The sequence below is a fragment of the Methylobacterium hispanicum genome, assembly GCF_022179285.1.
Taxonomy (GTDB): Bacteria; Pseudomonadota; Alphaproteobacteria; order Rhizobiales; family Beijerinckiaceae; genus Methylobacterium; species Methylobacterium hispanicum.
Map to the genome: position 1 here is coordinate 23,040 of NZ_BPQO01000029.1, position 24,682 is coordinate 47,721.

The following is a 24,682-nucleotide window of genomic DNA, read 5'->3' on the forward strand; positions in this document are numbered from 1 at the left end:
ATGGGCTTGCCGGAGTGGCCCAAATGTACCGCTTCGTACGGCTCAGGCGTCGATCTCGATCAGGTGCCCCCGGGTCTCCAGCAGATGTTTGCGCGGCTCCGGCTTGGCGCCCATCAGCTGATCCACCTTCGCGCGCGCCGCCTCGGCGTCCTCGACCCGGATCTGGACGATGGAGCGGTTGGCCGGATCGAGCGTCGTCTCCGAGAGCTGCTGCGCCGTCATCTCGCCCAGTCCCTTGTATCGGCCGATCGTGAGGCCTTTGCCGCCTCTGTCGCGCAGGTGGCCGAACAGGCTCGAAGGCCCGGGGACGGGGATTTCCCCGGATGGCTCCAGGATGGCCGCGCCGGGACCGTAGATCCCGGACATCTGCTGGCGTCGGCGGGCGAGCGTGTGGGCGACCGCGCCTTCGCAGAGGGTGCGCGGCAGGACGCGCTCCTGACCGACGCCCTTGACGGTCCACCCGAGCCGCAGCCCCTCCGGCTCCAGATCGCAGGACCAGCGCGACCCGGCCATGGCGGCGGGCATTCCCGCGCAGATCTCGGCGCCGAGCCGCAGCATGGACTCGTCGTCCCGCCAGAGGACGGGATCGAGCCATCCCGAGACGACGAGCGCGTCGGACAGCGGCCGCAGCCCGACGTCGGTGTCGATGGCGGCGAAGAGGCGCGCGTCCATCTTGGCCCGCTCCGCCGCGGCGACGAGGTCCGCTCCCTCCACGACGATGCCGTCGGCCCTGCGGAAGGCGATGCCCTCGGCTCCGAGGCGGAGAAGCTCCCGGTCGAGCGCCGCGTCGTCGCGCAGAAAGGTCTTCCGTCCCTTCTTCTCGATGGAGAACAAGGGTGGCTCGGCCTTGTATACGTACCCCCGCTGGATCAGTTCGGGCATGTGCCGGAAGAAGAAGGCGAGGAGCAGGGTCCGGATGTGGGCGCCGTCCACGTCCGCGTCGGTCATGATGATGATGCGGTGGTAGCGGACCTTGTCGGGATCGTGGCTCGCCTTGCCGATGCCGCAGCCCAGCGCCTTCACCAGCGTCCCGACGGCGGGGTTCTTCATGATCTTGTCGAGGCGCGCCGTCTCCGTGTTCAGGATCTTGCCCCGCAGGGGGAGGACGGCCTGGAACTCGCTGTCCCGCCCCTGTTTGGCCGATCCGCCGGCCGAGTCGCCCTCGACGATGAGGATCTCGGATTTGGCCGGATCGCGCTCGCGGCAGTCGGCCAGCTTGCCCGGCAGGGAGGTGACGTCCTCCAGAACCGTCTTGCGCCGGACCATCTCGCGGGCGCGCTTGGCCGCCTCGCGGGCGGCCGCCGCCTCGACGGCCTTGTCGATCACCTTGCGCGCGTCGGCCGGGTTCTCGTCGAGCCACGTGGCCAACGCCTCGCCGACGGCCGACTGGACGGGCCCGGACACCTCGTTCGAGACGAGCTTGGCCTTGGTCTGCGAGGCGAACTTCGGGTCCGGCAGCTTGACCGAGACGATGGCGGTCAGACCTTCGCGCAGGTCGTCTCCCGACAACGCCGCCTTCGACTTGAGAGGGCTGCGCTCGACGTAGGACATGAAGCTGCGCGTGAGGGCGGACTTGAAGCCCTGCACGTGCGTCCCGCCGTCCTCCTGGGGAATGTTGTTCGTGAACGGCAGGATCGACTCGGTCGTCGAGTCGTTCCACTGCAGGGCGACCTCGATGCCCACCGGGGTGGGGCCGGGATTGCCCTCGATCTCGACGGAGCGCTCCGTGCGCACCACGATCGGCCTCGCGATGACCCGGTCGCGCCCGGCAGTGCGGTCTATGAAGCCGACGTACTCGCCGACGCCGCCCTCGTAGTACATCTCGACCGGATCCACGTCCTTGACCCGCCGGTCGTGGAAGAGGATCCGCACGCCGGAGTTGAGGAAGGCCAGCTCGCGCAGGCGGCGCTCGACGACCGCGGCGCTGAACTCGACGACGCCGGTGAAGGTGCGCAGCGACGGCGTGAAGGTCACCGACGTGCCGCGTCGCCCCTTGGCGTCGCCGACCTCGCGCAGGGACGCGACCGGGTCGCCGTGCTCGAAGGCCATGTGGTGCTCGCGTCCGCCGCGCCAGATCGTGAGCTCGAGCAGCGACGAGAGGGCGTTGACGACGGACACCCCGACGCCGTGCAGGCCGCCCGAGACCTTGTAGGAGTTCTGGTCGAACTTCCCGCCCGCGTGCAGCACGGTCATGATGATCTCGGCAGCCGATTTGCCGGGGTACTTCGGGTGCGGGTCGACCGGAATGCCGCGACCGTTGTCCACGACCGTGACCGAGCCGTCGGCGTTCAGCACGACCGTCACGCGGTCGGCATGCCCGGCGAGACATTCGTCGATGCCGTTGTCGACGACCTCCCAGATCATGTGGTGGAAACCGGACCCGTCGTTCGTGTCGCCGATGTACATGCCGGGCCGCTTGCGTACGGCTTCCAGCCCTTCGAGGACCTGGATCGAGCTCGCGTCGTAGGCGCCGGAATCCCGGACGGCCGGCATCGCTTCGGACTGCATTGGGATCCTTCGGGTATCGCGGCCTGACCGCGCGCGGAACGGCGGGTTCACCTGACAAAGGAATGGACCATGAGAGCCGCGGTGGCAAGTTCGAAGGAACGGCTTGCCCGAGCGCGGGATCCGGTGGATCAGAAGACTGACCGTGGAGCCGAGCCGATGCAAAGACCGCCCGGATACGGCCGGCCCTCGAGCCGTGCCGGCAAGAAGCAGATCGTCGTGTTCCTCGCCCCTGACGCGATCGGGCGCCTGCGGACGCGCGCCCGCAACGAGGAGCGCACGCTCCAGGAGGTCCTGGCCGCCTGCCTGAACGAAGGGCTCCGCCCGCTCGGCCATCCCGCGCTGTTTCCGGTCGAACACCGACGCATGTTCGTGCGCTCGTCCCGGCGGGCGAAGCCCCGCGGCGACGACACGCGCCCATCCAGGCGCGGTCTGAACGGCCTTGCCGGCTGGTTCGCGGGCGGGCTCGTCGACGAGGCGCGCTCCTTCGCGATCGAGAAGGGCACTTCCGTCCAGGCGATCGGCGAGGAGGGCGCCCGCCGCCTTCTCTCGGACCCGACCTTGCAGATCGAGACGCCGGGGGAACTCGAGACCGCCTAGGCGATCAGGCCGCGACGAGCGGGCCTGGGCGCATGGCGGCGAACAACCTCCCGAGATCCGGATCCGCCGCGGCGTCGGGGACGTCGACGGCGACCTGCACGAGATAGTCGCCGCGACGGCCGCCGGACTCGACCCCTTCGCCCCCGAAGCGGTGCTCGAAGGTCGGCGGAGAACCGGGCGGGAGCGCCAGCCGGCGGAACCCGCCCCGCGGCATCGGAACGGGGATCTCGCACCCGAGGGCGGCGTCCCAGACGGGTACGCGGAGCGTCCACAGCACGTCGAGGCCGCGCAGCACGAAGCCGTCGGGCGAGGCGACGCCGACGCGCAGCCGGAGATCGCCTCGCGGTCCGCCGGCGACGCCGGGTTCGCCGAGGCCGCGGTAGACCACCACCTCGCGGTCGGCCACGCCGCCGGGCACGACGACCGTCGCGCGCCGGACGCGGCCGCTCCCGCCGTACGCGACAACCGTGCGAGGGCAGTCCGACAGAGCGTCCCGGAACGCGAGCGTCGCTTCGGCCTCGACGTCCGCCCCGCGTTCGGGACACCCCGGCATCCGGGCAGCCTCGAAATCCTCGGACGCACGGACGAGATCCTCGAACGCGGCGGCGAACGGGCCGGTCGCCCGCGGCTCGTCCACCCTCGTCCGTTCCAGCGCGTCCCGGGCCTTCTTCACCTTCCGGAAGGCTTCGGCGGCCGCATCGTCCCCGGGGTTGCGGTCGGGGTGATACCGCATCGCGAGACCGCGATAGGCCTTCCGAACGGTCTCGCCCGACGCACCGCAAGGAACGCCGAGGACGAACCAGGGGTCGAAGGAACCGTCGTCTTCTGACATCTCCACTCCTTTCGAAGGGCGTCGCCTTTTGCTAAAGTTTCGCGGATTTCAGGACAGGCTCCCGCAAAGCGCAAGCGCGGAACGCCTTCGCGCCGGCGAAAGTGCCGGCGCGCGAGGGAAGGACATCCGATGCGACGTTCCACGCTCGTCTCCGCTGCGGCGCTCCTGGCCGCTTTCGGCATGCCCGCCTCGGCGGGCCAGACCTTCATCGACGGTCCGGGCGGCATCCGGATCGTCAATCAGGACGGCGTCCTCCTCAACGTCGTCGACACGGAGGATTCGGATCAGAGCGTCAACAACCGCTACTACAGGCCGCCGGCGGCATGGCCTTCCGAACTCGATCCCGTCATGGGCAGCGGTGCAGGGGCGTCCGCGCACTACCGCATCGGCCGCTGCAGGATGTTTCTCCGCGGCACGGAGGCCATGATCAGCATGTGGACCGTGGTGGCCTCGTCGCCCAAAGGGATCGCCTGCAGCTGGAACGGCGAGACCCTCGTCCCGAACTCGCACGACTGGATGGTCTGGGGCGTTTCGAACCCCCAGGCCGGCCTTCAATCCTACGAGGCGCAGAAGAGGCAGGTTCGGGCCGACTACTCCGTGACGTTCGATGGCAAGCCTCCCGGGCCCTACACCCCGCAGCACGGAGGCAGAACGCTTCAGGCCGCCGGCCGGCCTTTCGATCTGGGACGCGTATGGGCCTCGATGACGGACTACCGCTCGGCCCTGCCGGATCTCGCCGGCCGCCGTCGGACCGACGGGTACGGCGTCGGCGCCCCGCGCTGGGAGACCGTGTTCTCGGGTGGGGATTTCGCCCCGTCGCCCGCGCAGCAAGCCGCCCTCGTCAACGAGTATCTGGCCGCCGGGTACGACCCGAACGCCATGAAGCTCGCGATCTTCGGCGGGTACACCGGGAACTGGTACTATCCGCAATCGCAGCCGCAATGGCTTCCCGTGGAGGATGCGCGTCTGGACGGCAGCGGCACGCCGTTCTGCAACCTGACGCTGCTGCAGACCAACCCCCTGATCGCGTCCGCGCCGGGGAAATTCGGCGGCATCTACTGCTCGGCCTGGACCGCGGACACGCCGCCCCCGCCAAGGCCTCCCGACACCACTCCCACCGAGCCGGATCCACCGAAGCCGACCGAGCCCGATCCACCCGTCTACGATCCCCCCGTCTACCAGCCACCGTCCGGGGTCCAGGGCGGTCGTCCGCACATGGGCGGCGCCGGCCAGAGCGTCGACCCCAGGTCGGGAAACCCCGTCTCTCCCGACTGGGCGGCTTGGTGCCGGGGATCCGGCCGCTCCGAAAGCCAGGCGCAGGCCTGCATCGCGCGAGCCGCGAAGCGCTAGAGGACCGTCCGCGGCAGGGTTCGGCGACCCGCCCGCGGGCGCCCGCGGCGCCGACGAAGGATTGACGCGGCGGTCCGCTGCGGGAAGGATCGAATCCGTTCCTTGCCAGCTGCGGACCGCCGATGCTCGTTCCCGGAGCCCTTTTGTCCCTCGTCGCCTCCACGGCCCTCGCCTTCATCCTCGCCGGCACGACCGAGGCCGCCGAGGGCGGCGGGCTCAACCCCGCGTCGGGTGCCGCCCCGGCCCTGTCCCGCGCGGACAGGGCCGCGATCGTCGACGACCTCGTCGAACGCCTTCGGGCCGACCCCGACATCCTCGTCGAAACCCTGCTTCGTTTCCGCCGGGCGGATCGGGAGGACGGCGGCCTCGGCATTACCCCCGCCGACGCGCCGGCGTCCGGCACCGCGCAGGCCGCAGCGACCGTCGTGGAATTCGTCGACTACGCCTGCGAGCCCTGCCGAGCGGCGGGCCTCGTCCTCGACGGCCTCGCGGCCTCGGGCGAGATCCGCGTCGTGCACCGCGACCTTCCGCTCTCCGCGGAGAGCCGTGAACTCGCCGCGGCCGCGTTGGAGGCGCACAAGGGCGCCGGGCGCTACGGGGAGTTCCGGACGGCCTTCCTGACGGGCCGGGCAGCCCCCGCCCCGGTCCACGCGGAGGGCCGCTCGTTCGCTCTCGCGACCATGAGGCGCGCCAGGGCGGACGCGGCCCGCATCGGCGTGAAGGCCCTGCCGGCCCTCGCCGTCGTCCGCGACGGACGCATGGAGGTCCTCGTGGGCGAGATCACCGCGCAGGGCGTCCGGGACGCCGTGCGGCGCCTGGGTGGAGAGGGCTGAAGCCCGGTCAACTGATCGGCATCAGGAACCGGCCCGTCGCCCTCGTCCACCAGAGGGCGGCGAGGATCGAGCCCAGGCTGATGCAGACGCCCGCCAGGGAGAGCCCGTAGGGTTCGGCCACCCAGCCGAGAAGGGCGTAGCCGACGATCGAGAAGCCGGCGGCGCAACCGAAGGCGATGGCGAAGCGGAGCGGCACGCCTACGGGAAGGAATGCCGTGACCAGGGCGCCCGCCGCGACCGCGGCGACGAGAGCCAGGATCTCGGGCGGCAGCGTCGCCGGGTACCCCGCGTACTGCGATCCGGCGACCACCAGAGCCGAGGCGAGTCCCACGAAGATCATGGCGGCCTTGGAAAGCGCTCCGGGCACCCCCCTGGCGACCGAGCCGCCGAGCAGCAGCGTCAGGACCACGGCGACCAGAAGGGGAAGTCCGAGCCCGACGAGGTAGGCGAAGCCGCCGGTCGGCGCGCTCGTCTCGTCGCGGAGCGGGATCGAGGGAGCGGTCCGGCCGACGACGTCCCTGACCGCATCGACGGCCGCGATCACCTCGCCGAACTGGGCCCGCAGCAGCATGGCATCCGGCGCGTCGTATTCGGCGATCAGCTCGCAGGACGGGCTGACGTAGATCGCGAGACGGCCGGCGATCCGATCGGCTCCGACTTCGGGATCGCCCCTGCGTACGACGCGATAGGCCGCCGGCGCGAAGGGGATGGCCGCCACATGGACTTGGCCGCCGCGCGCCCTGATCGCGCTTTCCTCAAGCGCGAGGCGGCGGCCGATCTCCGCCGCGTATCCGAGGCGCGTTCCCGGGGCCGGAGGGTCCGCGGCCACGGTGCGGAACCCTGCCCGGATGCGCGGATCGGCCTTGAGGCTGTACGAGACCTCGCCGTCCGGCGCCGTCGTCGACGTCATCTGATCGGCCAGGAAGGGGACGCCGGCAAGGAACGGAGCAGGCTTGCAGGACGGCGCTGCGGCGAACGCGACACCGCAGAACGCGAACAGCGGGAGCAGGAAACCCACTCTTCTGAGCATGACGAGCCTTCCACAGGTGCAGGCGGACCTTCTGGCTTTTCGGTTCCTTCGTCAACAGGAAGGCTTCTCCAACGCGGCAGAGGCGTCTACGAAGGAACCGAGGAGACGCAATGGAACGAGACGGAAACCCCGGTGCCAAAGCGGTCCCGCTGCCGCGGGTGCTGATGCTGCGTCGCCCGACTCCGGCTCCGGCGTCGCGTCCGGACGCCCGTCCGGCGTCGTCCGCTCCGTCCGCCGGGCGGCATCCGCCCGAACGGCAGGCCGTTCCGGCCGTCGACGGGGATCTGTTCGGGCATCCGCCGCCCCCCGCCCGCATGCCCGCCGGCTCCGTGCGTATAACCCCGCCGCCCGTGCGCATCGTGGCGCCGCCGCGGACAGACCGGACGGGTCGGGGATCCATGCCGGCGGCCACGCCCGGAGAGGAGAGGCCTTCCACACATCCCGAGGAGGCCGTCGAGATGACCGTCCGCATCGTGCGCGAGCTGCACGAGAATGCGGACCGCACCTTCTACGTCTTCCTGGCGAAGGGGGAGGACGGCGAGGAGTTCAAGTTCTCGACGACCCATCCGGCGACGCGGCCGAAGGCGAAGGAACAGGTCCTGCTCCAGGGCAAGTGGGGCACCTACAAGGGACAGAAGACCTTCCGCGCCGCGGTGATGACGCCGGTCCTGCCGAAAGGCGCCAAAGGGATCGTCGGGTGGCTGCGCCAGTCGAGCGTGAAGGGCGTGGGCCACGCGACGGCGAACAAGCTCGCCGAGGCCTTCGGAGACGATCTCGAGAACGTCGTCGGAGATGCAGAGGCCCTCGCCAAGGCGATCCCGCGGGAGAAGGCCGTCGCGATCGCCGAGGCTTGGGCTTCCAACGCCGGGCAGGCCGAGCTGGTGGCGTGGCTCGGCCGGTTCGGGCTCGGGCCGCTCACCACGAAGAAGATCATCAAGCAGTTCGGGGCCCGCTCGAAACAGATCATCGAGGAGAACCCGTGGGTCCTGGCCGAGACGATCGAGGGCATCGCCTTCCGGTCGGCCGACGAGGTCGCCCATTCGGCCGGGCACAAGCTCGCCGATCCGAAGCGCATCAGGGGCGCGCTCCGCTTCTTCCTCGACACGCGCACCCGCGAGGGCGGTCATTGCGGCCTGCCCCCGAGCACCCTTGTGGCGACGGTCGCGGACGAGATCGGCGTGGCGGCAGCCGCCGTGCGGGCCGAACTCGACGAGGTCGCCGACGGCAGGACCCACGCGCTGGATGCGGTCACGAACCTCGTCTACCCGATCCCGCTGCTGCGCGACGAACGCGACATCGCCGACAGGATCCTGACGCTCATGGCCGAGGCCAAGCCGGCGGCCGAGACGCGCGAGGAGGCGGCGCGGATCGTCGACGGCGCCGCCGCCGAGCTCGGCTTCGTCCTCGACGAAAGCCAGCGCCAAGCGGCGGTCGCGGCGGTGTCGGAAGGCATCTGCATCCTCACGGGCGGCCCCGGCACCGGCAAGACGACGACGGTCCGCGTCATCCTCAAGGCCCTACAGTCGGTGGAGCGGAAGGTCGCCATCGCGGGCCCGACGGGACGCTCGGCCAAGCGCGCTGCCGACGTGACGGGCGCCAAGACGTCGACGCTTCACCGCATGCTGGAGTGGGAGGCCGCCGCTGGCGGATTCACGCGCAACCAGCGGCGCCCCCTGCAGGAGGATCACCTCATCGTCGACGAGTTCTCGATGGTCGACACCCGGCTCGCCGCCGCCTTCTTCCAGGCGGTAGCCCCTGGGTCGGCGATCACGATCGTCGGCGACGTCGATCAGCTGCCCTCGGTCGGACCGGGGCAGATCCTGCGGGACCTCATAGCGTCCGGCAGCGTTCCGGTCTGCCGCCTCTCCGTCGTGCATCGCCAGAAGGACGGCAACGACATCGTGGCCGCCGCCCACAACATCAACGCGGGCGCGCTGCCGGCGGTCTCCGCCGCCGCCGACGGGTTCGGCTTCACCGAGGCCTACGGAGCGGGCGGGATCGCCGACCACCTCGTCAGGATGGTCACCCGGGACCTTCCCGAGCGGGGGATCGACGTCTCGCGGGACGTGCAGATCCTCGCCGGCATGCGGCAGGGCGAGATCGGCGTCACCAAGCTCAACGAGATCCTCAAGGCGACGCTGAATCCGGCGGCGGAGGACGGACGCAGCGCCCGCCTGGGCCACCGCCTCTTCACCGCGGGGGACCGCGTGATGCAGATGCGGAACAACTACGAGAAGAAGGTCTTCAACGGCGAGGTCGGTCAGATCTGCTGGGTCGGCGAGGTGAAGCGCGGCGAGAAGGACATGGTCCCGGCCATCAGGGTGGAGTATCCCGGCGATCAGGTCGTCTACACGGCCGAGGACGCCGACGACATCGACTACGCCTGGGCCACGACCGTCCACAAGAGCCAGGGATGCGAGTTCCCCGTGGTGCTCTTCGTGATGCCGAGTTCCCACCAGAGCATCCTGTCGCGCAACCTCCTCTACACGGCGGTGACCCGCGCCAAGCAGGAGTGCCACCTCGTAGGCGACGGCCGCGTGCTGCGCTCGGCCATCGCGAAGGCCGACACGACCCGGCGCTTCACCGGGCTTGCCCTCCGGCTGGCCGCCCCCGGCCCCGCCCCGGTCTGCGGCGAGACGTTCGACGAGGCGCCCGCCGGACCAGCACCCCGCTGAGGTGCGATCTTCCGGTTCGAACGAGAGGGGCCGGCGCATGCGCCGGCCCCTCTCGCGTCCGCAGGGTCCTCCGGACCGCGTTCAGCGGACGCCCGGACGGATCGGAGCCGGTCGAACCGCCTGCGGCATGCCGGGCCTCTGCTTCCGGGCGAGATGGGCCGCTGCGAGAGCCTCGGGATCCTCGCCCGGCTCCGGCCGCCGATATCCCCCCGACGGGGGAGCGATCGCCGCGGTCGGCGCGACCCGCGGCTCGGAGGCCGGGGCCGCGTTCCGCTGGGGCGCCTCGACGCCGGAGGTGCGCTGCGCGGGGGGCTGCACCGCCGGACGGGTAGGGGCGGCCTGCTGCACCGGAGGACGGGCCATGACCGGGCGCACCGCGGGGGCAGCGGCCGGGCGGGGAGCCACCGGAGGCGCGCGCGGCGGCAGCGGCTGGCGCGGAGCCGCAGCTGAGAGCGGAGGTGCCTTGCCGAGATCCGGACGGGACGGAGCTGCGCGCGCGGGGGCCGCAGGGGTCCCCGCCTCCGGTTCGGGATGCACCGGCGGAGCGGCCTCGACGGCGGCGACGAAGCTTTCGACCTCCGCGGTCCCGGCGGCGGCCGTGCCGATGCCGTTCTCCAGGTGCGGCGAGACCTCGGCGGCCGCTTCCGCGGCGGGCCGCATCGGCTCGACATCCGAACTGGACGGGTCGACGGCAGCTTCCCGCCCGACGGAGAGGTCGCGGACGTCCGCCGCCACAACCTGCTCCGCCGCCGGCACGTCCGCCTGCGGCGCCTCGACGGCGGCGATCTCCGGCGACTCCGCTGCCGAGGCGAGGTCCACTGCGTCCGGGGCGGGCGACACCTCGAGCGCGATCGCGTCGGGCTCGTCGGCGTCGACGTCATCGATCTCGTCGGCGGGACGGCCCGAGAAGAGACGCAGGAACTCCAGAGCGGTCTCGGCGGCCTTCGACGCGTCGCCGGCCTGCATGGCCGCCGCGACGGCGTCCACGACCTCGCAGGCGCGCTGCTTGGTGCGGCGCAGTTCCAGGGCCGGCCCCGACAGCAGATTGAAGGAGGCGACTTCGAAGTAGCGATCCTTCATCTGCTCCCCGCCCCGCATGACGGGCTTGCCCTCGCGGGTGAGCGGGCGATCGCGCCAACTGCCGAAGCACTCGACGATCGGCCTGATGTCGGCGACGTCCTGGCCGGGCGGGACGGCGGCGGCCATCTGCTCGATCATGGCGGTGGCGCGCTTGCGTCCGTCGCCCTCGCGCGGGTCGCGGAAGGCCGCGCGCGCGCGTCGGCCCAACGCGTCGACGCCGGTGGCGGACGCCCACACCACGCCGTGCTTGTCGCCGGACTTGAAGGTCTCGACGGTCAACATGAGCTTCATCGGACGCCTCCCGGGCACGGTCCCCTGATCTGCCGGCGAAGGTGGCAGGAGGCGACGAAAAAGGGGAATCGCGCTTGTTGACGCCTTCCTGAAACTGCCGCCATGCTCGCGAGGTCGAAGGAACGAAAGAATGGTATCGACCATGCGCGCAGCCACCGCAGCCCTCGCCGCCGCCCTCGTGGCCGCTGCGGCACCGGCCTCGGCCGGCGGCGACTGGCAGGCGCGCCAGAAGGGGCAGACGTGCTTCGTCAAGGCGTCGCCGGTAGCTTCGACGAACGCGCCTCCCGGACGCGGCGCCGTCTACGTGGCGGTGGTCCACAACCGTGCCGAGCGCAATTTCGACGCCGTCAGCGTCGTGTCCGGCTTCCCCGACGTCACGAGATCGAACGCCCTGGTCGAGATCGAGGGCCATACCTTCGAGCTGCTGCCGTTCGGCAACGCAGCCTTCGTGCGCGCCGGCAAGCCCGAACGGGACATCATCGCCGCTATGTCGCGCCCCGGCACGATGAAGGTCGTCTGGACCTCGTCCGTCGACGGGACCACCATCGTCGACAACTACTCGCTGCAGGGCTTCAAGGAGAGCAAGGCCGCCGCCGACCGGGCCTGCGGACGCACCTCCAGCGTCGCCTCCCGGTAGCGGCCGGTGTGTTCCGACCGGAACCGGGACGCCGACCCCGGCCGTCACTACGTCGGCCTCGATCCTCCGGCGGGAACGGAAGTGGCAGCGAGGCTCGGCCTCACCCTGGCCGGCTACATCGACGCCGGCTCCAACGGGAGCGTGAATCTGCTGGACGACGGGAGGATCCTGAAGGTCACCGGATCGGAGGGCGAGGCGGCGAGATCGCTCCTGCTGATGGAAGCTCAGACCGAAGGACGCGCTTGCCCCGGATTTCCCCGCATCGATCGGGTCGTCGCGATATGTGAGACCTCCGACGCAGGAGACGAGATGACGTACTTCGGCATCGTGCGCGAGGAGGCTGCCGATCTCCCGAACGGATGGACGGGCGGCAACGACCTCGCCCTCTGGATGATGGCGTTGGGGATGCTGGGCGATGCCCGCCGCGACGGACGCGAGATAGCCGATCTTGGGCCCGCGTCCCACTGCAAGGCTCACCTCGCCGAGGCCTACGACGCGATCGCGTGGGCCGCCTCCACGCTGGGGTTCGCGATCAACGACGTGCGGACGTCGAACTTCGGGGTGGTCGGCGGCCGCTTCGTGATCCGTGATTTCGGGCCCGACGACGATGCGGCGGACGTCGCGGGTACCGTCGCTCGCATCGAGCCGATTCCCGATCTGTCGGCGCCGGCCTGCTGACTTAAGGCTGTGATGTCGTCCGCGGACTACCAGCAGCAGCGCGTCTACGACTACGAGGCCGAGGCGGTGGAGCCGATCGCGCACTTCCTCCTGTCGCGCGACGACATCCGTGCGCTCGTGGACCGCATGTGCCGATTGACCGGAACGCCGGTGCCGGACGTCCGCTTCCTGGGATCGACGACGATCCCCTGCAAGGCCGTGATCGGCCCAGGCGTCTATCGCCTCGACATCGCCGACTGGGGACGGACCCCGCCGATCGTCCTCCACGAGACGGCGCATCTCGCCCAGTTCGCCGATCCTGAAGGGCGTCGCGAACTGATGGCCGGCGTGCACCACGGCCCCGTCTTCGTACGTCTTGCGATCGACATCTACTCGACCTTCCTGACCGTCGAGACCGAAGTCCTCGAGCGCCTTGCGTCGCTGCACAAGGTTTCATTCGCCGCAAGGCGGGCCAAGACGACGAATTTTACGCAGGTTCAGTTTTGAAATTCTTCAAAATTCCGTTGTGATACCAAATCATGCGGATGGTGTCGCCGCCAAGAGGCGCTCTCTCACACCATTGACAACCTGGGATCACGAAGTGAGGCTTGGTTCGGTGATTTGGATGGGGGCGGAATGCGATTGCTGCGCGGCAGCCTGATACTGTTCGTCCTATCGGGGGCAGCCCTTTATGCTCTATCGGCATTCAGAACGACATCCTTCCAATCCCAGTTGCCGCAGACACCGCCCGCAACCCCCTTGCAGTTCATGGAGCCGCGCATCTCGACGATCGTCATCCCGGTGCGGGTCCGGCTGTCGGCCCTGACCGAACTGATGGAGCGCAAGGCCGAAAGAAGCGGGACAGGTGTCGAGAACGATTTCGCCGGTAGGGTGCTCCGTGACGATCGGATCACCTACGCGTGGCGGAGGAGCGACTTCTCAGTCGCTCCGGATCGGGGAAGCTTGAAGATCGCTGCGGACCTGGCCGGCGAGGCCCGAGCCGAAGGCACGTTCGCCATCCTGCCGCTCGGCGTGAGCGCTGTAGTCAACGGGAAAGCATCGATCACCGTCAGGCCCGAGTTGCTTTCGAATTGGCGGCTCAAGGGCAACATCGGCAACTTCGGCGTCGACCTGAGCCGTGCCGAAATCGATATGGGGCCTACAACCGTCAGCGTCAGAACGGCCTTGTCCAAGATCGTCCGAAGGGAGGTCGACAGGAAGATCAACGAGGCCAACGGGAAGCTGGCGGACAGCACGTTCCTCGAAGATGCGATGCGTCGTGAATGGCCGAAGCTGTGCAGGGTCGTCGAAGTCGACAAGGTCCAAGGCGTGCCGCCCTTCTTCGTCGCCGTGGATCCGGTCGAGATCCTGGCGGCTCAGCCGGTCATCTCCGGCGACTCCATCGATCTACTCGTGGGCGTGAAGGCGCGGGTGTCGGCTGGCAGCCAGCGAGGCGCGCCCAACTGCGAATTCCCCCGGCAGATCAGCATCGTCCCGTCGTCCCCGGAGGGCCAGTTCGAGATCTTTCTGCCGATCGAGACGTCCTTCGACTACATCAACGAGAGCCTGAGCGGCGCCGTCGCAGGGCGGACCTTTACCGACGAGGAGCGCGGCCTGAGCGTCAAAGTCCGCTCGTTGAAGATTCGCCCGCTCGGAAAGGCCTTGCTGGTGGCCGCCGACGTGACCGTCAGATCGTCGGGCCTCATCGGCTATGTGTCGGGACAGGCCTCCGGGACCATCTATGCCAGGGCAGTGCCGCGCATCGATGGCGCAAAACGGCTTCTCGTTCTCGACGACGTGAAGCTCGACGTCGAGTCGCAACGGCCCCTAACCGCGGTGATGGGAGACGCTGCCGCAGCCGTCGTCGAACGCGTGCTCGCCGACAAGGCACGTCTGGACATCGGCCGCGAGGCGGGCCGGATCAAGGAACGCGCTGCAGCCGCGGTGGACACTTTGAATCGCAGGAACGGCTCCGTTAAGCTCGAAGCCAAGATCGACGACATAGCCTTGGAAGGCGTCGCCAGCGACGAACGCAATCTGCGGATCATCGCGACGGCGAAGGGTTCGGCGAAAACCGAGGTTCTCGTCGTCACTTTATCCGATTGAGGATCGCGAAGCCCATGCGTCGTTGTTTTTTCGGTTTGCTGAGCGTCTTTCTGGTGGGAACGGCAACGCTCGCACAGGAGAGCCAACAGTCGATGCCGAAGGTCGAGCCAATTCCAACGGATCGAGATCGGAAGAAGTGTCTCCCCTCTGCGAGACCGCAGACATCCTACTTGATCGACACTTCGTGCGCCATCGTGGTATTGCTCTGCAACTACTGCGAGTACAATGAATACGGCACCTTCCTCCTTAGGCGATCGACACTCTGTGGGGGCTGCTTCTCGAGCAGTTTCTGAATCGGCACTGTGGCGCCGCAAGTCCCGGCTGGCCTCGAGGGCGGTCGGCCGCGTCCGACCCGCCCGTCACCGGCCTAGCCGCCGTCGCATGATGCATGCGCCCGAACGTGCGTATCCAGCCCTACCTCAGCAGAGCGGCGCAGGATGTCGAGGCGCCGCCTCGGGAACAGCCTCGCAGCGAAGGTCCCTGACGAGCGAGTGATAGGTTTCCAGATTATGGAATCCCCGTCGCTGGGTGCGCTGCCGGCCCCTGTATAGCACGACCTCCACGCCGATCTCGGAACAGGCCCGGCAGGCGCAGCGCTCCCAGCAGCGGGAGAGCAGCGTCCGCTCGTAGCGCGCGCGCAAGCCCGCCCTGCTGGCCGCGCCAGGCAAAGTGCTCCGGGCACCTTCAGCGCGCGCGTCGCCGTCGTCGATGCCGGCATCGGCGTAGGTCATCACGGCGTCGATGGCGGCGTCCAATCCCACGAGACCCGCGGCGTAGCCCCTGACGGCACGCAACGCGTCGGCCTCCATGATCTGCAGATCCTCCTGCAGCACGAGGCCCGACCGGCTGAGGTTGTTGAGATCCCGGTTCACGATGGCCTGGGGGATTCGGATGGCGGTGTAGTACTCCATCCCGCCATCGTCCCCGCGCAGGAAGTAGTTGGCCTTCGCATCCTTGAACGCGCGCAGGACCGGGCTGGTCGTGTCGAAGCTGTCGATGCCGAACCCATCGAACTCCTGGATGTTGTCGGCCTTGGCGAAGCCGAGGACGTGCAGGCGGACGTCCGGTGCCGCGTCGCGCACCGCCTGGAGGGCGAGTTTGATCTGAGGCACCTTCAGCGGGACCATGCCGCCCAGAGCCAGATAGCCGTAGCCCATCGCGACGAGGCGGCGCGCGGCCTCGGCCATCGATCCGGGCGACCACCCTTGGACGACCCCGACGGGCTCGAAGCCGGAAAGCGATCGGGCTCCTCGCAGAAACGCGTCGGCGTTCTCGAGGGTGACGTCGAAGCGGAACCTGTCCTGCTCGGTCCCGCCCGAAAGGCCGGGTACGGTCTGGTCGAACCCGAAGATCACGTGGTCGAGCGAGCATCCGTGGGTGAAGCGGCAGTCCTCGTAGAAGTCAAGGATCGCGCCGACGCCCCACCGCGGGACCGCGTCCCTGGCGTACGATAAGGAGCCGCAGTCGCCCATCATCATCCACTCGGGCGGCGTGTCGCCGAAGCGGAAGAAGCGGTGCGCCCCCTCGCGCCGCAGGCGCATCTGGCGACCGAGCGGGTAGCGGCCGCCCGCGGCCGGCCCGCCGGGATGTCCGACCGTCGCGTAGGAGAGGAGGATGCCGTCGTAGGGCGGCTTGTCGAAGAACTCGTGCGCGAAGACGTCGCCGTTGAAGGGATCGGTCCGGCCCCTGGCGTGCCGCTCCTCCCCGAAGTCGTAGCCCGGATCGAGCATGTCGAGGGAGTCGCTGTAGAGGAAGCGGCTCATCGCGGGGCCGGGCCGAGCGCCGGGACCGGGATCTCTCCGGCCATCATGGCGGCATGCGCATCGAGGTCGGCTTCCGGCGCTGCGGGAAGGACGGTTTCAACGAAGTGTCGCAGGGCCCGCTGGGCGTAGTCGGCCACCACCCCGCGGTACCCGCCCACGTCGTCGAGGCCCGCCCGGTTGCGGGGCATGGCGTAGGGGCGCAGGCGCGCGTCGAAGGACCCGGGCGCGGAGGCCGTGAAGATCCTGAGGCGGGAGAGGTCGCCCGGCGGCAGGGCCGCGAGGTCGTCCGCGAGCATCGCGAGATAGGGCGCCGAGAGCGCGGCCAGGACCGGCCCCTCTCCCTGGAACAGTTCGTCCACCGGGCAGGCGAAGGGCGAGTTCGCGAGCCCCGCCCACCAAGCGCCCGGATCGCGGGGCCCGTCTATCCGTCGGAAGACGTCGTCCTCGGGACCGGCCGCGACGGTGGCGCCGTAGGAGGGTACGTACGAGCGCGGGGCCAGGAGACCCAGGCCTGCCGACGCGATCCAGGGCGCGCCCACGGCCGCGGCGGCCGCGTGGCCGAATCCGCGCCCGACGTAGAGGGCGGCGGCCTCGACCTCGCCTTCGGCGTCGCGCAGGCGTCCGACCCATTCGGCGACGACGTCGCCGACGGAGCCTCGCGCGAGCGTCCGGGCCAGGAGATCGTCCGGCGGCCGGACGCTCTTGAGGGCCGAGCAGGTCGTCAGCACGCGCATCGGGACCTCAGCCGAAGGCTCTGCCGCGCGCAACCTCGGACATCGGCGCATCCGGCTCGGATTCGGGCTCGCGGAGGGGCTCGCCTACTCCGGTGCGCACGATGAACTCGCTTTCCGTGATCAACACCCCGTCGAGCGCCCACTCGTCGGGACGCCCGGAGCCCGGGGGATGCACGACCGCGGGGCCGTTCGGGTTGTGCGGCCGCATGTCCATGCTGAAGTGGTGGACCGTCCCTTCCTCGTCGACGCGGACGTAGCCGCGGGGGATCTCGAAGGCGCATTCCTTCAGATAGGTGCCCGGCGGCAAGGCCGAGGCCGGGCCGGCCTCCATTCCCTTCTCGCCGTTCCACGCGGCGAGAACTTCGGCGCCCTCCATGGTCTGCGTGGTGCGTACGGACAGTTTCGGGGACCGGGGAGCATCCTGGACGGGAGCCGGGGCTTCCAGGGTACGCGCGAACCGGGACCTGAATTCCGACGCCTTGAATCGGGCGAAGTCGACGACGTTCTCGCTCGGCGTCGCGAACATCTCGCGCTCCTCGGCCCGCGAGCTGATCGAGAGCAGGTTCTCGGAGAAGCTCTCGCCGAAGGCGTCGGCCATGAAGGCGTGCTCGAGGCGCGGATCGACCTTCCTGGCCGGGACGCTGTCGGAGGCCACCAGGACGGCCATGCCGGCCACGAGGCGCCCGGCCAGGGCGCTCTCCCGGTCGTCGGCCGGCAGGACGAGGCGGATGCCCTGGCGACGCGCCTCGTCGAGGAGGCGCAGGTTCGCCGCCGGATCCGAGGACGCGGTCCCGAAGGCGCGGCCGATGTAGCCCCTCCCGCCCTGGACGGTATAGGCCAGACCGTCGGTGAGGACCGGGAGGGACATCTGCAGCTGCTCCCAGCTGTCGAAGGCAGGGACGTCCTTGGCGGCGGGAAGGATGCCGTGCAGCAGTCGCCGGACGCGGATCACGTTCGGATCGGGGGGAGCCGGCCGTTCGGAGGGACGCATCCCGCGCGGGGCGACCGTCGCGCCGAAACGCCGCTCGAGGGCCGACGCCGAGAGGGAGCGATGCACCTGGGCGGCAGGGACGGCACCCTTCGTGGCCTTGTCCACGAGGTACGTGGCCGCCGGCCCGGAGCCGTAGGCCCGCATCTCGACGCTCATGCGCCGCTCGCCCAGGTGCCGATCGAGATCGCGCATGGACCGCGGCCGGAAGCGACCGCCCACGATCTCCCGCAAGCGGCTTCGGGCTTCTTCGACGGTGAAGGCAGCGGTGTCGGCGGCGTTGCGCAGACGGGCGCGCAGTCCGGCGACGGCCCCGACCTCCAGCGCGGCGAGCACCCCGAAATTCGCGTAGGCGGCCCCGGAGCGCGTGAGCATCGTGCTCCGGCGCAGCCGGCGCGCGAGGCCGTCGAAGTCGAAGGAACCGTTCGTGGTCGGGCGGACCTTTGCGGACGAGGCCATGCGATGCTCCGGTGCCTTCCTGCCGATCCGAAGGATGAGGAAGGCGGGCGAAAGCCGCAACTACGACCGCGCGTCGATGGCCCGGTCGATCATCTTCTCGACCGCCGCGACGAGCGCCGCCTTCGCGACGACGACGAGGTCGCCTTCGGAGTCGATCCTCAAGGTCTCCCGCCGGGGAGTCGCCTCGCCTCCGAGGAGGGCGACCTCGTAGAAGTAGCCGGTCCGCCAGCGGCGGATCCCGTCCCTGGGCTCCGTCAGCTCGACGACGATGCCGGCCGGCCGGATGGAGACCGCGTCGGAACGCAGGTCCAGATCGTCCCTTCCGATGCCGACGGCCCCGCCGGCGACGACGAGGATCTCCAGCAGCTGCGCGACGGGCTCTTCGACGCCGTGCGACATGATCGTCTCCTTTCCGTCCGAGGCTGGGCCGACCCCGGACCGGTCAGGCCACGAGCTCGTCGAGATCCTCGGCCCGGAAGCCCGCGGCCCTGAGGTTGCGCTCGACCTTCTGCATCGCGGCCCGCTCGATCGTCTGGATGCGCTGCTTGCTGAGGTCGAATGTATGGGCGATGTCCGTCAGCGACTCCGGGGCGTCTGACAACCGGTGGCGCAGCAGGACCTGTCGTTCGCGATCGGTAAGGCCGTGCAGGGCGGACTGCACCGCGGCTCGGTAGTATCGGTCCATCCCCGACCGGACGGTGGCGGATTCGGGGGAGGCCTCCTCGCTCGCCAGCATGTCGGCGATGGTGGTGCCGCCTTCCTCGCCCAGGGGTTCCGAGAGCGAGACGGCCGCGACCGCGGCCCCCACGAGGATGGCGTCCTCTCCTTCGAGGCGGCGGCTGCGATGGGCCGCGAACACGCGATCCGGCATGTCCACGACGCAGACCACTTCGGAGGCGCGGGAAGAAATGCTGCTCAGTATCCACCAGCGGCAGTACTGTGCGAACCGCTTGCCGAAGCTCGGGTTGAACTTGTCGGCCGCCCTCATGATGCCGATCATGCCTTCCTGGGCGAGATCCTGCATGTGGGCTTCGTTGCGAGACCAGCGTCGCGCCACCGAGAACGCCATGCGGGCGTGGGTGCGGACGAGGCGGTCGAGGGATCGGCGGCAACCGTCGTTTCTATAGGCGTCGACCAACCCGCTCTCCTCGTCCGGCGAGAGCATGGTCTCGCGGAACGCAACCGTCTGCGTGAGGGTCATGCAGGTCTTTCAAGCGGCGGATTTGCCGATCCATGGAAAGTCCATGGTCGCGGGCGTGTCAATGGCAAAGGAATGAAATGTGCAGCCCGGCGATACGTCGGAAGCGTGCTCGGATACCTTGCGGGCTTCGGTATCACTCTTGCGAAGGAACGGCGGCGGACCTGCCCACCACTTCGATCCCCTGTTTCGACGGCAGGCCGGTCTTCGGATCGACGAGCTGCGTCGTCGCTCCTTCCGGCACGCCGAAAGGCTCGGGCCGCAACCTGTCCCGCACGGCGTCCAGGAACTCGCGGACGACGGGCGCCGCCGTGTGGCCGCCCGACGCGCCCGGCGGCAGGGGGCGGGCGTCGTCGCGGCCGATCCACGTCGCCACCACAAGGTTCGGGGCGACGGCCACGAACCACGCGTCCTTGTTGTCGTTGGTGGTGCCCGTCTTTCCGCCGATCGGATCTGGAAACCCCGCGAACGCATTCCGCGCGGTGCCGCGCTGGACGACGCCGCGCAGCTCGTCGGCGACGATCGCGGCATCGACGGGATCCACCACCCGCGCGCCCTTCCCGCCCCAGTCGGAGCTGGGCGCGATCCGGTTTCCCGAGGACGAGGCCGAGGCGACGAAGCGGGGCCTGACCATCGTGCCCCCGTTGGCGATGGCCGCGTAGCCCGCCGCCATCGCCAACGGGCTGGTCTCCACGGTTCCCAGCGCCGCCGACATCGGCATCGGCGAGGGCAGCTCGAACCCGAGCTTGCGCAGCAAGGACTCGACCGCGTTCTGTCCGACGTCGTTGAGGATGCGCGCGGACGCCATGTTCCGCGAGAGTTCGAGGGCCCGACGCATCGGGATCAGCCCCAACCCGGCCCCGCTGCTCTCGGATGAGGGGCGCCACCAGCCGCGGCCGGGCCCCTGGTCGATCGCGATTGGGACGTCGAGCACCGGGGAGGAGCCGTCGTAGCCGATCGATACCGCGGCCAGGTAGACGAACGTCTTGAACGACGAGCCGGGCTGCCGTCTCGCCTGCGTCGCCCGGTCGAACTCCGAGCGCGAGCGGGAGAAGCCGCCGACGACAGCGAGAACGTCGCCGCTGCGGGGATCCATGACGGTCATGGCGCCCTCGACCTCGGGCATCTGCTGCAGGGACGGCTTCGGGCCTGCGTCGAGGAGCACCACGTCTCCGGGTTCCAGCAGCGCGGAGGCCGTCCGCCTCCCGGTCCAGGCGAAGCCCTCGGGCGCCAGCTCGACCGTGCGGCCGTCCCGGAGGAGGATCCTGGCCGAGCGGCCGACCTGGAGGACGACGCCCGCGCGCCACGGCGCGGCGCCGGCCGGCTCCTCCGGGACGGTCGATGCGGAGAAGGGAGGGCGAAGCCGCTCCTCGGGTCCGCGCCACCCCCCCTGCCGGTCGAGCCGGACGAGGTTGCGGCGCAGGACCTCCTCCGCCGCGTCCTGAAGGCGGGGGTCGAGCGTCGTGCGCACGTCCAGACCGCCCCGACCGACGACCGCGGGGCCGAGACGCTCGGCGAGCGAGCGGCGCGCGGCCGCGACGAACCAGCCGTAGCGTACCTCCTCCGCCGGGCGGCGGCGCAGCACCGCCACGGGGCGTGCCGCGAAGGCGCGCGCTGCGGCCGCGTCGATGACGCCGTCCTCGGCCATGCGACGCAAGACGTAGTCGCGGCGCTCCCGCGCCCGGGCGGGGTGGCGCCGCGGATCCGCGGCCGTCGGAGCCTTGGGCAGCCCCGCCAGAAGCGCGGCCTCGCCCGCGTCGAGACCGTGCAGAGGCTTGCCGAAGTAGCTCTCGGCCGCAGCGGCCACGCCGTAGGCGCCGGAGCCGAGATAGACCTCGTTCAGGTAGATCTCGAGGATCCGGTCCTTTCCCAGGTCGCGCTCGATGCGGAGCGCCACGATGGCCTCCCGGATCTTGCGCCGGAGCGAGCGCTCGTCGCCCACGAGCAGGTTCTTGACGACCTGTTGGGTGATCGTCGATCCGCCGATCCGACGCGTCCCGCCCTTGATCCCGACCGCGGCGGCGCGGGCGAGCGCTGACACGTCCACCCCGTGATGCCGGCGGAAGTTGCGGTCCTCGGCCGAAAGGAAGGCTGCGACCACGATCGGAGGGATCGCGGCGACCGGGACGAACTTCCGATTCTCGTCCGCCACCCGTGCGACGAGGCTGCCGTCCGCCGCCCGGATCTCGGAGGCGAGGGCGGGCACGTAGGTGCGCAGCGGAGCATGGTCGGGCAGGCTCGGCAGTTCCTGGCGCGCGAGGGCGAGGGCGAGCCCGGCGGCGATCAGGCCGACCGCCGCGCCGCCGGCGAGCAGGCCGCCGGCGGCGAGCCGGACGAGCCTCATGCCGCGACCGTCCGGACCCGCAGGAACGGCGGCGCGGTCGTCGCCAGGGCGAGAAGGTCCGAGGGCTTCGAGGGCACGCCCTCCGGGAACGGAGAGGTGCCGGTCTCCTCCTGGAACGCGAGGAGCGCGGCGACCGCGGCCCTGGCGTGCCGCCGGGCCGCATAGAGGTTGCTCCACGCCTCCACCACGACGCGCTTGCCGGACGGATCCATGGCCATGCCGAGCGTCCCGACCACGAGCTCCGTGGCGCGCATCTGCCTGTGGATGCCGTCGAGCACGGGATCCCCGAAGTCGCGACCGGACAACTCCTCCGAGGCGAGCGACAGCTTGGCCATGGACAGCGAGAGCTCGGCGACGATGGCGGCGGCATCGTCCCTGTCGAGGGTGGACGGGCGCCGCATGACGAGGTCCCCGTGGCGCGCCGCCACGGAAGCGAGAAGGGCGTTGGCCACGGCCATGATGGCGGCGCGCTCGGCATGCGGCTGGCCGGCGAAGGCGTCCGCCAGCGACGCCATGGCGGCGGATGTCGCGCGGTGGGCGCGCCGTCTCGTGAAGAAGCCCAGTCCGAACATGTCGACTCCGTTCCTTCCGACATCGCCCGGAAGAAGCGGGCGCGCAAGAAGCTCGGCAGGTGCGCGTCCTCAGCGCGTGCGCGTTCCCAGAACCCGCTGAGGCGGAGCGAGGCTGATGCGCGGCGCGACGATCGGGCGCCGAACGGGCTCCGGCGGGGGCGGCGCCGTGGCGGGCGCCTCGTCGGCCGAGCAGACGGTCTCGAAGAGGCGTGCGGCTCCCGCGGCCGCCTTCACCTGGGGGAGGGCGGTCGGGGCGGGCGCCAGAGCGGTCTGGATGATGCCGACGGCGGTGAGCGCCTTCTGGGTGGGCGCGACGATCGCGGTGCGTCTGTCGTGCGGATCGGGGTAGCGTTCGAGAAATCCGGTCTGGACGAGGGTCTTCACGAGGTAGGTGGCGTTCGACGCCACGATCCGCTGCGCCCGCACGACCTCCACGAGACGCTGCGGCCGGCCCTCCAGGGACAGGAGGAAAAGCGCCTGCTGAGGCGTCAGGCCGTCGATCCTGTGGCGCGAGAGTTCCGCACGCACGAATTCCTCGAACGCCCGGACGGCCCGGTCCATCCGGACGGCGACGGCACACCAGTCCAGCCTGTCATGTGGCTGAGCTCCGGACGACATCCGTGCGAAAGGCCCGCTGAAGGAACGACTTCCGAACATGCAGCCCGTCCGGGCATCTGGCAAGCGTGACTCGGGCGGCGGACCAGGCCGCTGCGACACATCGCTAACCAAAGGGGCGGCCGCGCCGCTGGAAAGGAATAGTCAATGTTGACACGGGATCCCGCATGTCCACCTCTAAGGCGCCTGCGAAGCAACGGCCGACCGCTTCGCCGACCGGAGTTCCCGATGGACAGCCTTCCCGTCTCGCCCGCCCCGAAGGGCGGCGTCATCCTCGACCGCGCGCTGATGGCGCTCCGCGACCTCGGGCTCCTTCCCTCCGCGCCATCCGCCGAGCAGCCGATCGTGAAGCTGCTCGCCCGGATCGAGCATGTCGACGCCGCCCGGATCGGCACGGTCGCGCGGACCCTTTCGCAGCAATCGTGGTTCAACGAGGTCGTGCGCGGACACATCACGCAGATGACGGTCGGCGAGCGCTTCGGCCGGATTGCCGGCGACTTCGACGGGATCATCCAGGATCTGCGGATGATGTCGGATCACCTGGAGGACGGTCGCATCGACCTGTCCGAGCGGATCGCACTGTGGATCATGAAGGTGTCGCGCGGCGACGTCGCCGACCGTTTCGACCGCATCGCCGACACCTACCGGTCCGTCATGAAGGACACGGCGGACCAAGTCGAACGCGAGCGTCTCATCGTGGGCGCCTACGCCGACTTCCGGGTCGCGTTGAAGGAGGCCGAGATCGCGACCCTGGAGATCGCCGCCGCCGCCGAACGCGCGTTGGAGGCCGCCAAGGGCGCGCTCGCCTCCGCCTCCGCCGAGCTGGAGGGCCGACGCGGGGACGAAGCCGTCGCCAAGGCCCGCCTCGAGCTCGACCGCGACGCCCGCCTGCGGGAGGTTCAGGACGCCGACGAGACCTATCAGATCGCCAAGGATCTCGCCGACAATCTCACCATCGGGGTGAACACCGCCGATGTCGTGATGGCGCGCGCCAAGCAGGCCACCGACGTGAAGGACCGCGTCTACAAGCAGGGCGTCTCCTTCTTCTCCACCAACGAGATCGTGCTCACCGGCCTGAAGGTGTCGTTCACCGGCCTGAAGGGGCTGCACGAGGCGACCCAGTCGGTCGAGGCGATGAAGGCCGGCGTCTCGAAGGGCCTCGAGGCCTTGGCGGGCGCAGGCGACAAGATCCTGGAGCAGGGCGTGCGCACGGGCTACGGCGCGACCACCAAGGCCGATTCCGTCAGGAAGCTCGTCGACAGCGTCCTCTCCTTCCAGGAGCGCCAGCGCGCCATCGTCGAGGAGGAGCGCCGGCTCTCGACGCGCAATTCCGAGGAGATCCGCGACGCGGTGGAGGACGGGCGCCGCCGCTTCGCCGCGCTGACGGCGCGGGTCGCCTGAGGTCCGTGCGGA

General features: G+C 70.1%; 21 protein-coding genes. 9 read left to right on the forward strand and 12 right to left on the reverse strand.

All coding sequences use genetic code 11. The features are described from left to right. Positions 1 to 42 precede the first annotated feature (42 nt). Positions 43 to 2,508 carry a DNA gyrase subunit B gene (locus MFF56_RS25535; RefSeq protein WP_238231573.1) on the reverse strand — a complete coding sequence of 822 codons (2,466 nt, stop codon included), beginning with the start codon at positions 2,506 to 2,508 and terminating at the stop codon, positions 43 to 45. A gap of 156 nt (positions 2,509 to 2,664) precedes the next feature. Between MFF56_RS25535 and MFF56_RS25540 the strand changes: the two genes are divergently transcribed. Further along, positions 2,665 to 3,105: a hypothetical protein gene (locus MFF56_RS25540; protein WP_238231575.1), complete on the forward strand. Its 441-nt coding sequence runs from the start codon at positions 2,665 to 2,667 to the stop codon at positions 3,103 to 3,105. Positions 3,106 to 3,109: 4 nt separating this feature from the next. On the opposite strand, the gene MFF56_RS25545 is transcribed toward MFF56_RS25540, so the two are convergent. Beyond that, complete coding sequence (locus MFF56_RS25545; RefSeq protein WP_238231577.1) at positions 3,110 to 3,937, reverse strand: DnaJ C-terminal domain-containing protein; 828 nt, start codon at positions 3,935 to 3,937, stop codon at positions 3,110 to 3,112. A 129-nt stretch (positions 3,938 to 4,066) separates the two neighbouring features. Here MFF56_RS25545 and MFF56_RS25550 point away from each other — a divergent pair, with 129 nt between their 5' ends. Both MFF56_RS25550 and MFF56_RS25555 read left to right on the forward strand, forming a co-directional pair. Next, positions 4,067 to 5,287, forward strand: coding sequence for a hypothetical protein (locus MFF56_RS25550; RefSeq protein WP_238231579.1), 1,221 nt, complete (start codon positions 4,067 to 4,069; stop codon positions 5,285 to 5,287). Between the two features lie 122 nt (positions 5,288 to 5,409). After that, entirely contained in the window at positions 5,410 to 6,120 is a 711-nt protein-coding gene (locus MFF56_RS25555; RefSeq protein WP_238231580.1) for a thioredoxin domain-containing protein, read from the forward strand. Between the two features lie 7 nt (positions 6,121 to 6,127). Here MFF56_RS25555 and MFF56_RS25560 read toward each other — a convergent pair whose 3' ends face one another. Next, positions 6,128 to 7,030: a hypothetical protein gene (locus tag MFF56_RS25560; protein WP_238231582.1), complete on the reverse strand. Its 903-nt coding sequence runs from the start codon at positions 7,028 to 7,030 to the stop codon at positions 6,128 to 6,130. 578 nt (positions 7,031 to 7,608) lie between these two features. On the opposite strand from MFF56_RS25560, the gene recD2 reads away from it, so the two are divergent. Beyond that, the gene (recD2, locus tag MFF56_RS25565) at positions 7,609 to 9,825 is read left to right on the forward strand and encodes an SF1B family DNA helicase RecD2 (RefSeq protein ID WP_238231584.1); all 2,217 of its coding nucleotides are present in this window, start codon (positions 7,609 to 7,611) and stop codon (positions 9,823 to 9,825) included. An 81-nt stretch (positions 9,826 to 9,906) separates the two neighbouring features. On the opposite strand, the gene MFF56_RS25570 is transcribed toward recD2, so the two are convergent. Beyond that, complete coding sequence (locus MFF56_RS25570) at positions 9,907 to 11,196, reverse strand: hypothetical protein (protein WP_238231586.1); 1,290 nt, start codon at positions 11,194 to 11,196, stop codon at positions 9,907 to 9,909. A gap of 142 nt (positions 11,197 to 11,338) precedes the next feature. Here MFF56_RS25570 and MFF56_RS25575 point away from each other — a divergent pair, with 142 nt between their 5' ends. The 4 genes from MFF56_RS25575 to MFF56_RS25590 all read left to right on the forward strand — a co-directional run bounded on the left by MFF56_RS25575 (position 11,339) and on the right by MFF56_RS25590 (position 14,596). Further along, positions 11,339 to 11,833 (forward strand): hypothetical protein, encoded by a 495-nt coding sequence (locus tag MFF56_RS25575; RefSeq protein WP_238231588.1) that lies wholly within the window; start codon positions 11,339 to 11,341, stop codon positions 11,831 to 11,833. 81 nt (positions 11,834 to 11,914) lie between these two features. Further along, positions 11,915 to 12,511, forward strand: a complete 597-nt coding sequence (locus MFF56_RS25580; RefSeq protein WP_238231590.1) for a hypothetical protein — start codon at positions 11,915 to 11,917, stop codon at positions 12,509 to 12,511. 12 nt (positions 12,512 to 12,523) lie between these two features. Next, positions 12,524 to 12,997, forward strand: coding sequence for a hypothetical protein (locus tag MFF56_RS25585; protein WP_238231592.1), 474 nt, complete (start codon positions 12,524 to 12,526; stop codon positions 12,995 to 12,997). Positions 12,998 to 13,126: 129 nt separating this feature from the next. Beyond that, positions 13,127 to 14,596, forward strand: a complete 1,470-nt coding sequence (locus tag MFF56_RS25590; RefSeq protein ID WP_238231593.1) for a DUF4403 family protein — start codon at positions 13,127 to 13,129, stop codon at positions 14,594 to 14,596. Between the two features lie 419 nt (positions 14,597 to 15,015). Here MFF56_RS25590 and dpdA read toward each other — a convergent pair whose 3' ends face one another. The 8 genes from dpdA to MFF56_RS25630 all read right to left on the reverse strand — a co-directional run bounded on the left by dpdA (position 15,016) and on the right by MFF56_RS25630 (position 23,215). Continuing rightward, on the reverse strand, positions 15,016 to 16,359 hold the full coding sequence (gene dpdA / locus MFF56_RS25595; RefSeq protein ID WP_238231595.1) for a tRNA-guanine transglycosylase DpdA: 1,344 nt from the start codon (positions 16,357 to 16,359) through the stop codon (positions 15,016 to 15,018). Continuing rightward, positions 16,356 to 17,093 (reverse strand): hypothetical protein, encoded by a 738-nt coding sequence (locus tag MFF56_RS25600; RefSeq protein WP_238231597.1) that lies wholly within the window; start codon positions 17,091 to 17,093, stop codon positions 16,356 to 16,358. Before MFF56_RS25600 ends, dpdA begins: the two co-directional genes overlap by 4 nt. Positions 17,094 to 17,100: 7 nt before the next feature. Then, complete coding sequence (locus MFF56_RS25605) at positions 17,101 to 18,540, reverse strand: hypothetical protein (RefSeq protein WP_238231599.1); 1,440 nt, start codon at positions 18,538 to 18,540, stop codon at positions 17,101 to 17,103. Positions 18,541 to 18,600: 60 nt separating this feature from the next. Then, entirely contained in the window at positions 18,601 to 18,939 is a 339-nt protein-coding gene (locus MFF56_RS25610) for a hypothetical protein (protein WP_238231600.1), read from the reverse strand. Between the two features lie 43 nt (positions 18,940 to 18,982). After that, entirely contained in the window at positions 18,983 to 19,741 is a 759-nt protein-coding gene (locus tag MFF56_RS25615) for a sigma-70 family RNA polymerase sigma factor (RefSeq protein WP_238231602.1), read from the reverse strand. A 133-nt stretch (positions 19,742 to 19,874) separates the two neighbouring features. Further along, positions 19,875 to 22,082: a penicillin-binding protein 1A gene (locus tag MFF56_RS25620; RefSeq protein ID WP_238231604.1), complete on the reverse strand. Its 2,208-nt coding sequence runs from the start codon at positions 22,080 to 22,082 to the stop codon at positions 19,875 to 19,877. Continuing rightward, complete coding sequence (locus MFF56_RS25625) at positions 22,079 to 22,654, reverse strand: hypothetical protein (RefSeq protein WP_238231606.1); 576 nt, start codon at positions 22,652 to 22,654, stop codon at positions 22,079 to 22,081. The genes MFF56_RS25620 and MFF56_RS25625 overlap by 4 nt, the downstream gene beginning before the upstream one ends. 69 nt (positions 22,655 to 22,723) lie before the next feature. After that, complete coding sequence (locus tag MFF56_RS25630; RefSeq protein ID WP_238231608.1) at positions 22,724 to 23,215, reverse strand: MarR family transcriptional regulator; 492 nt, start codon at positions 23,213 to 23,215, stop codon at positions 22,724 to 22,726. 282 nt (positions 23,216 to 23,497) lie between these two features. Here MFF56_RS25630 and MFF56_RS25635 point away from each other — a divergent pair, with 282 nt between their 5' ends. Then, entirely contained in the window at positions 23,498 to 24,670 is a 1,173-nt protein-coding gene (locus MFF56_RS25635; RefSeq protein ID WP_238231610.1) for a cell surface protein, read from the forward strand. The last annotated feature ends 12 nt before the right edge of the window (positions 24,671 to 24,682 follow it).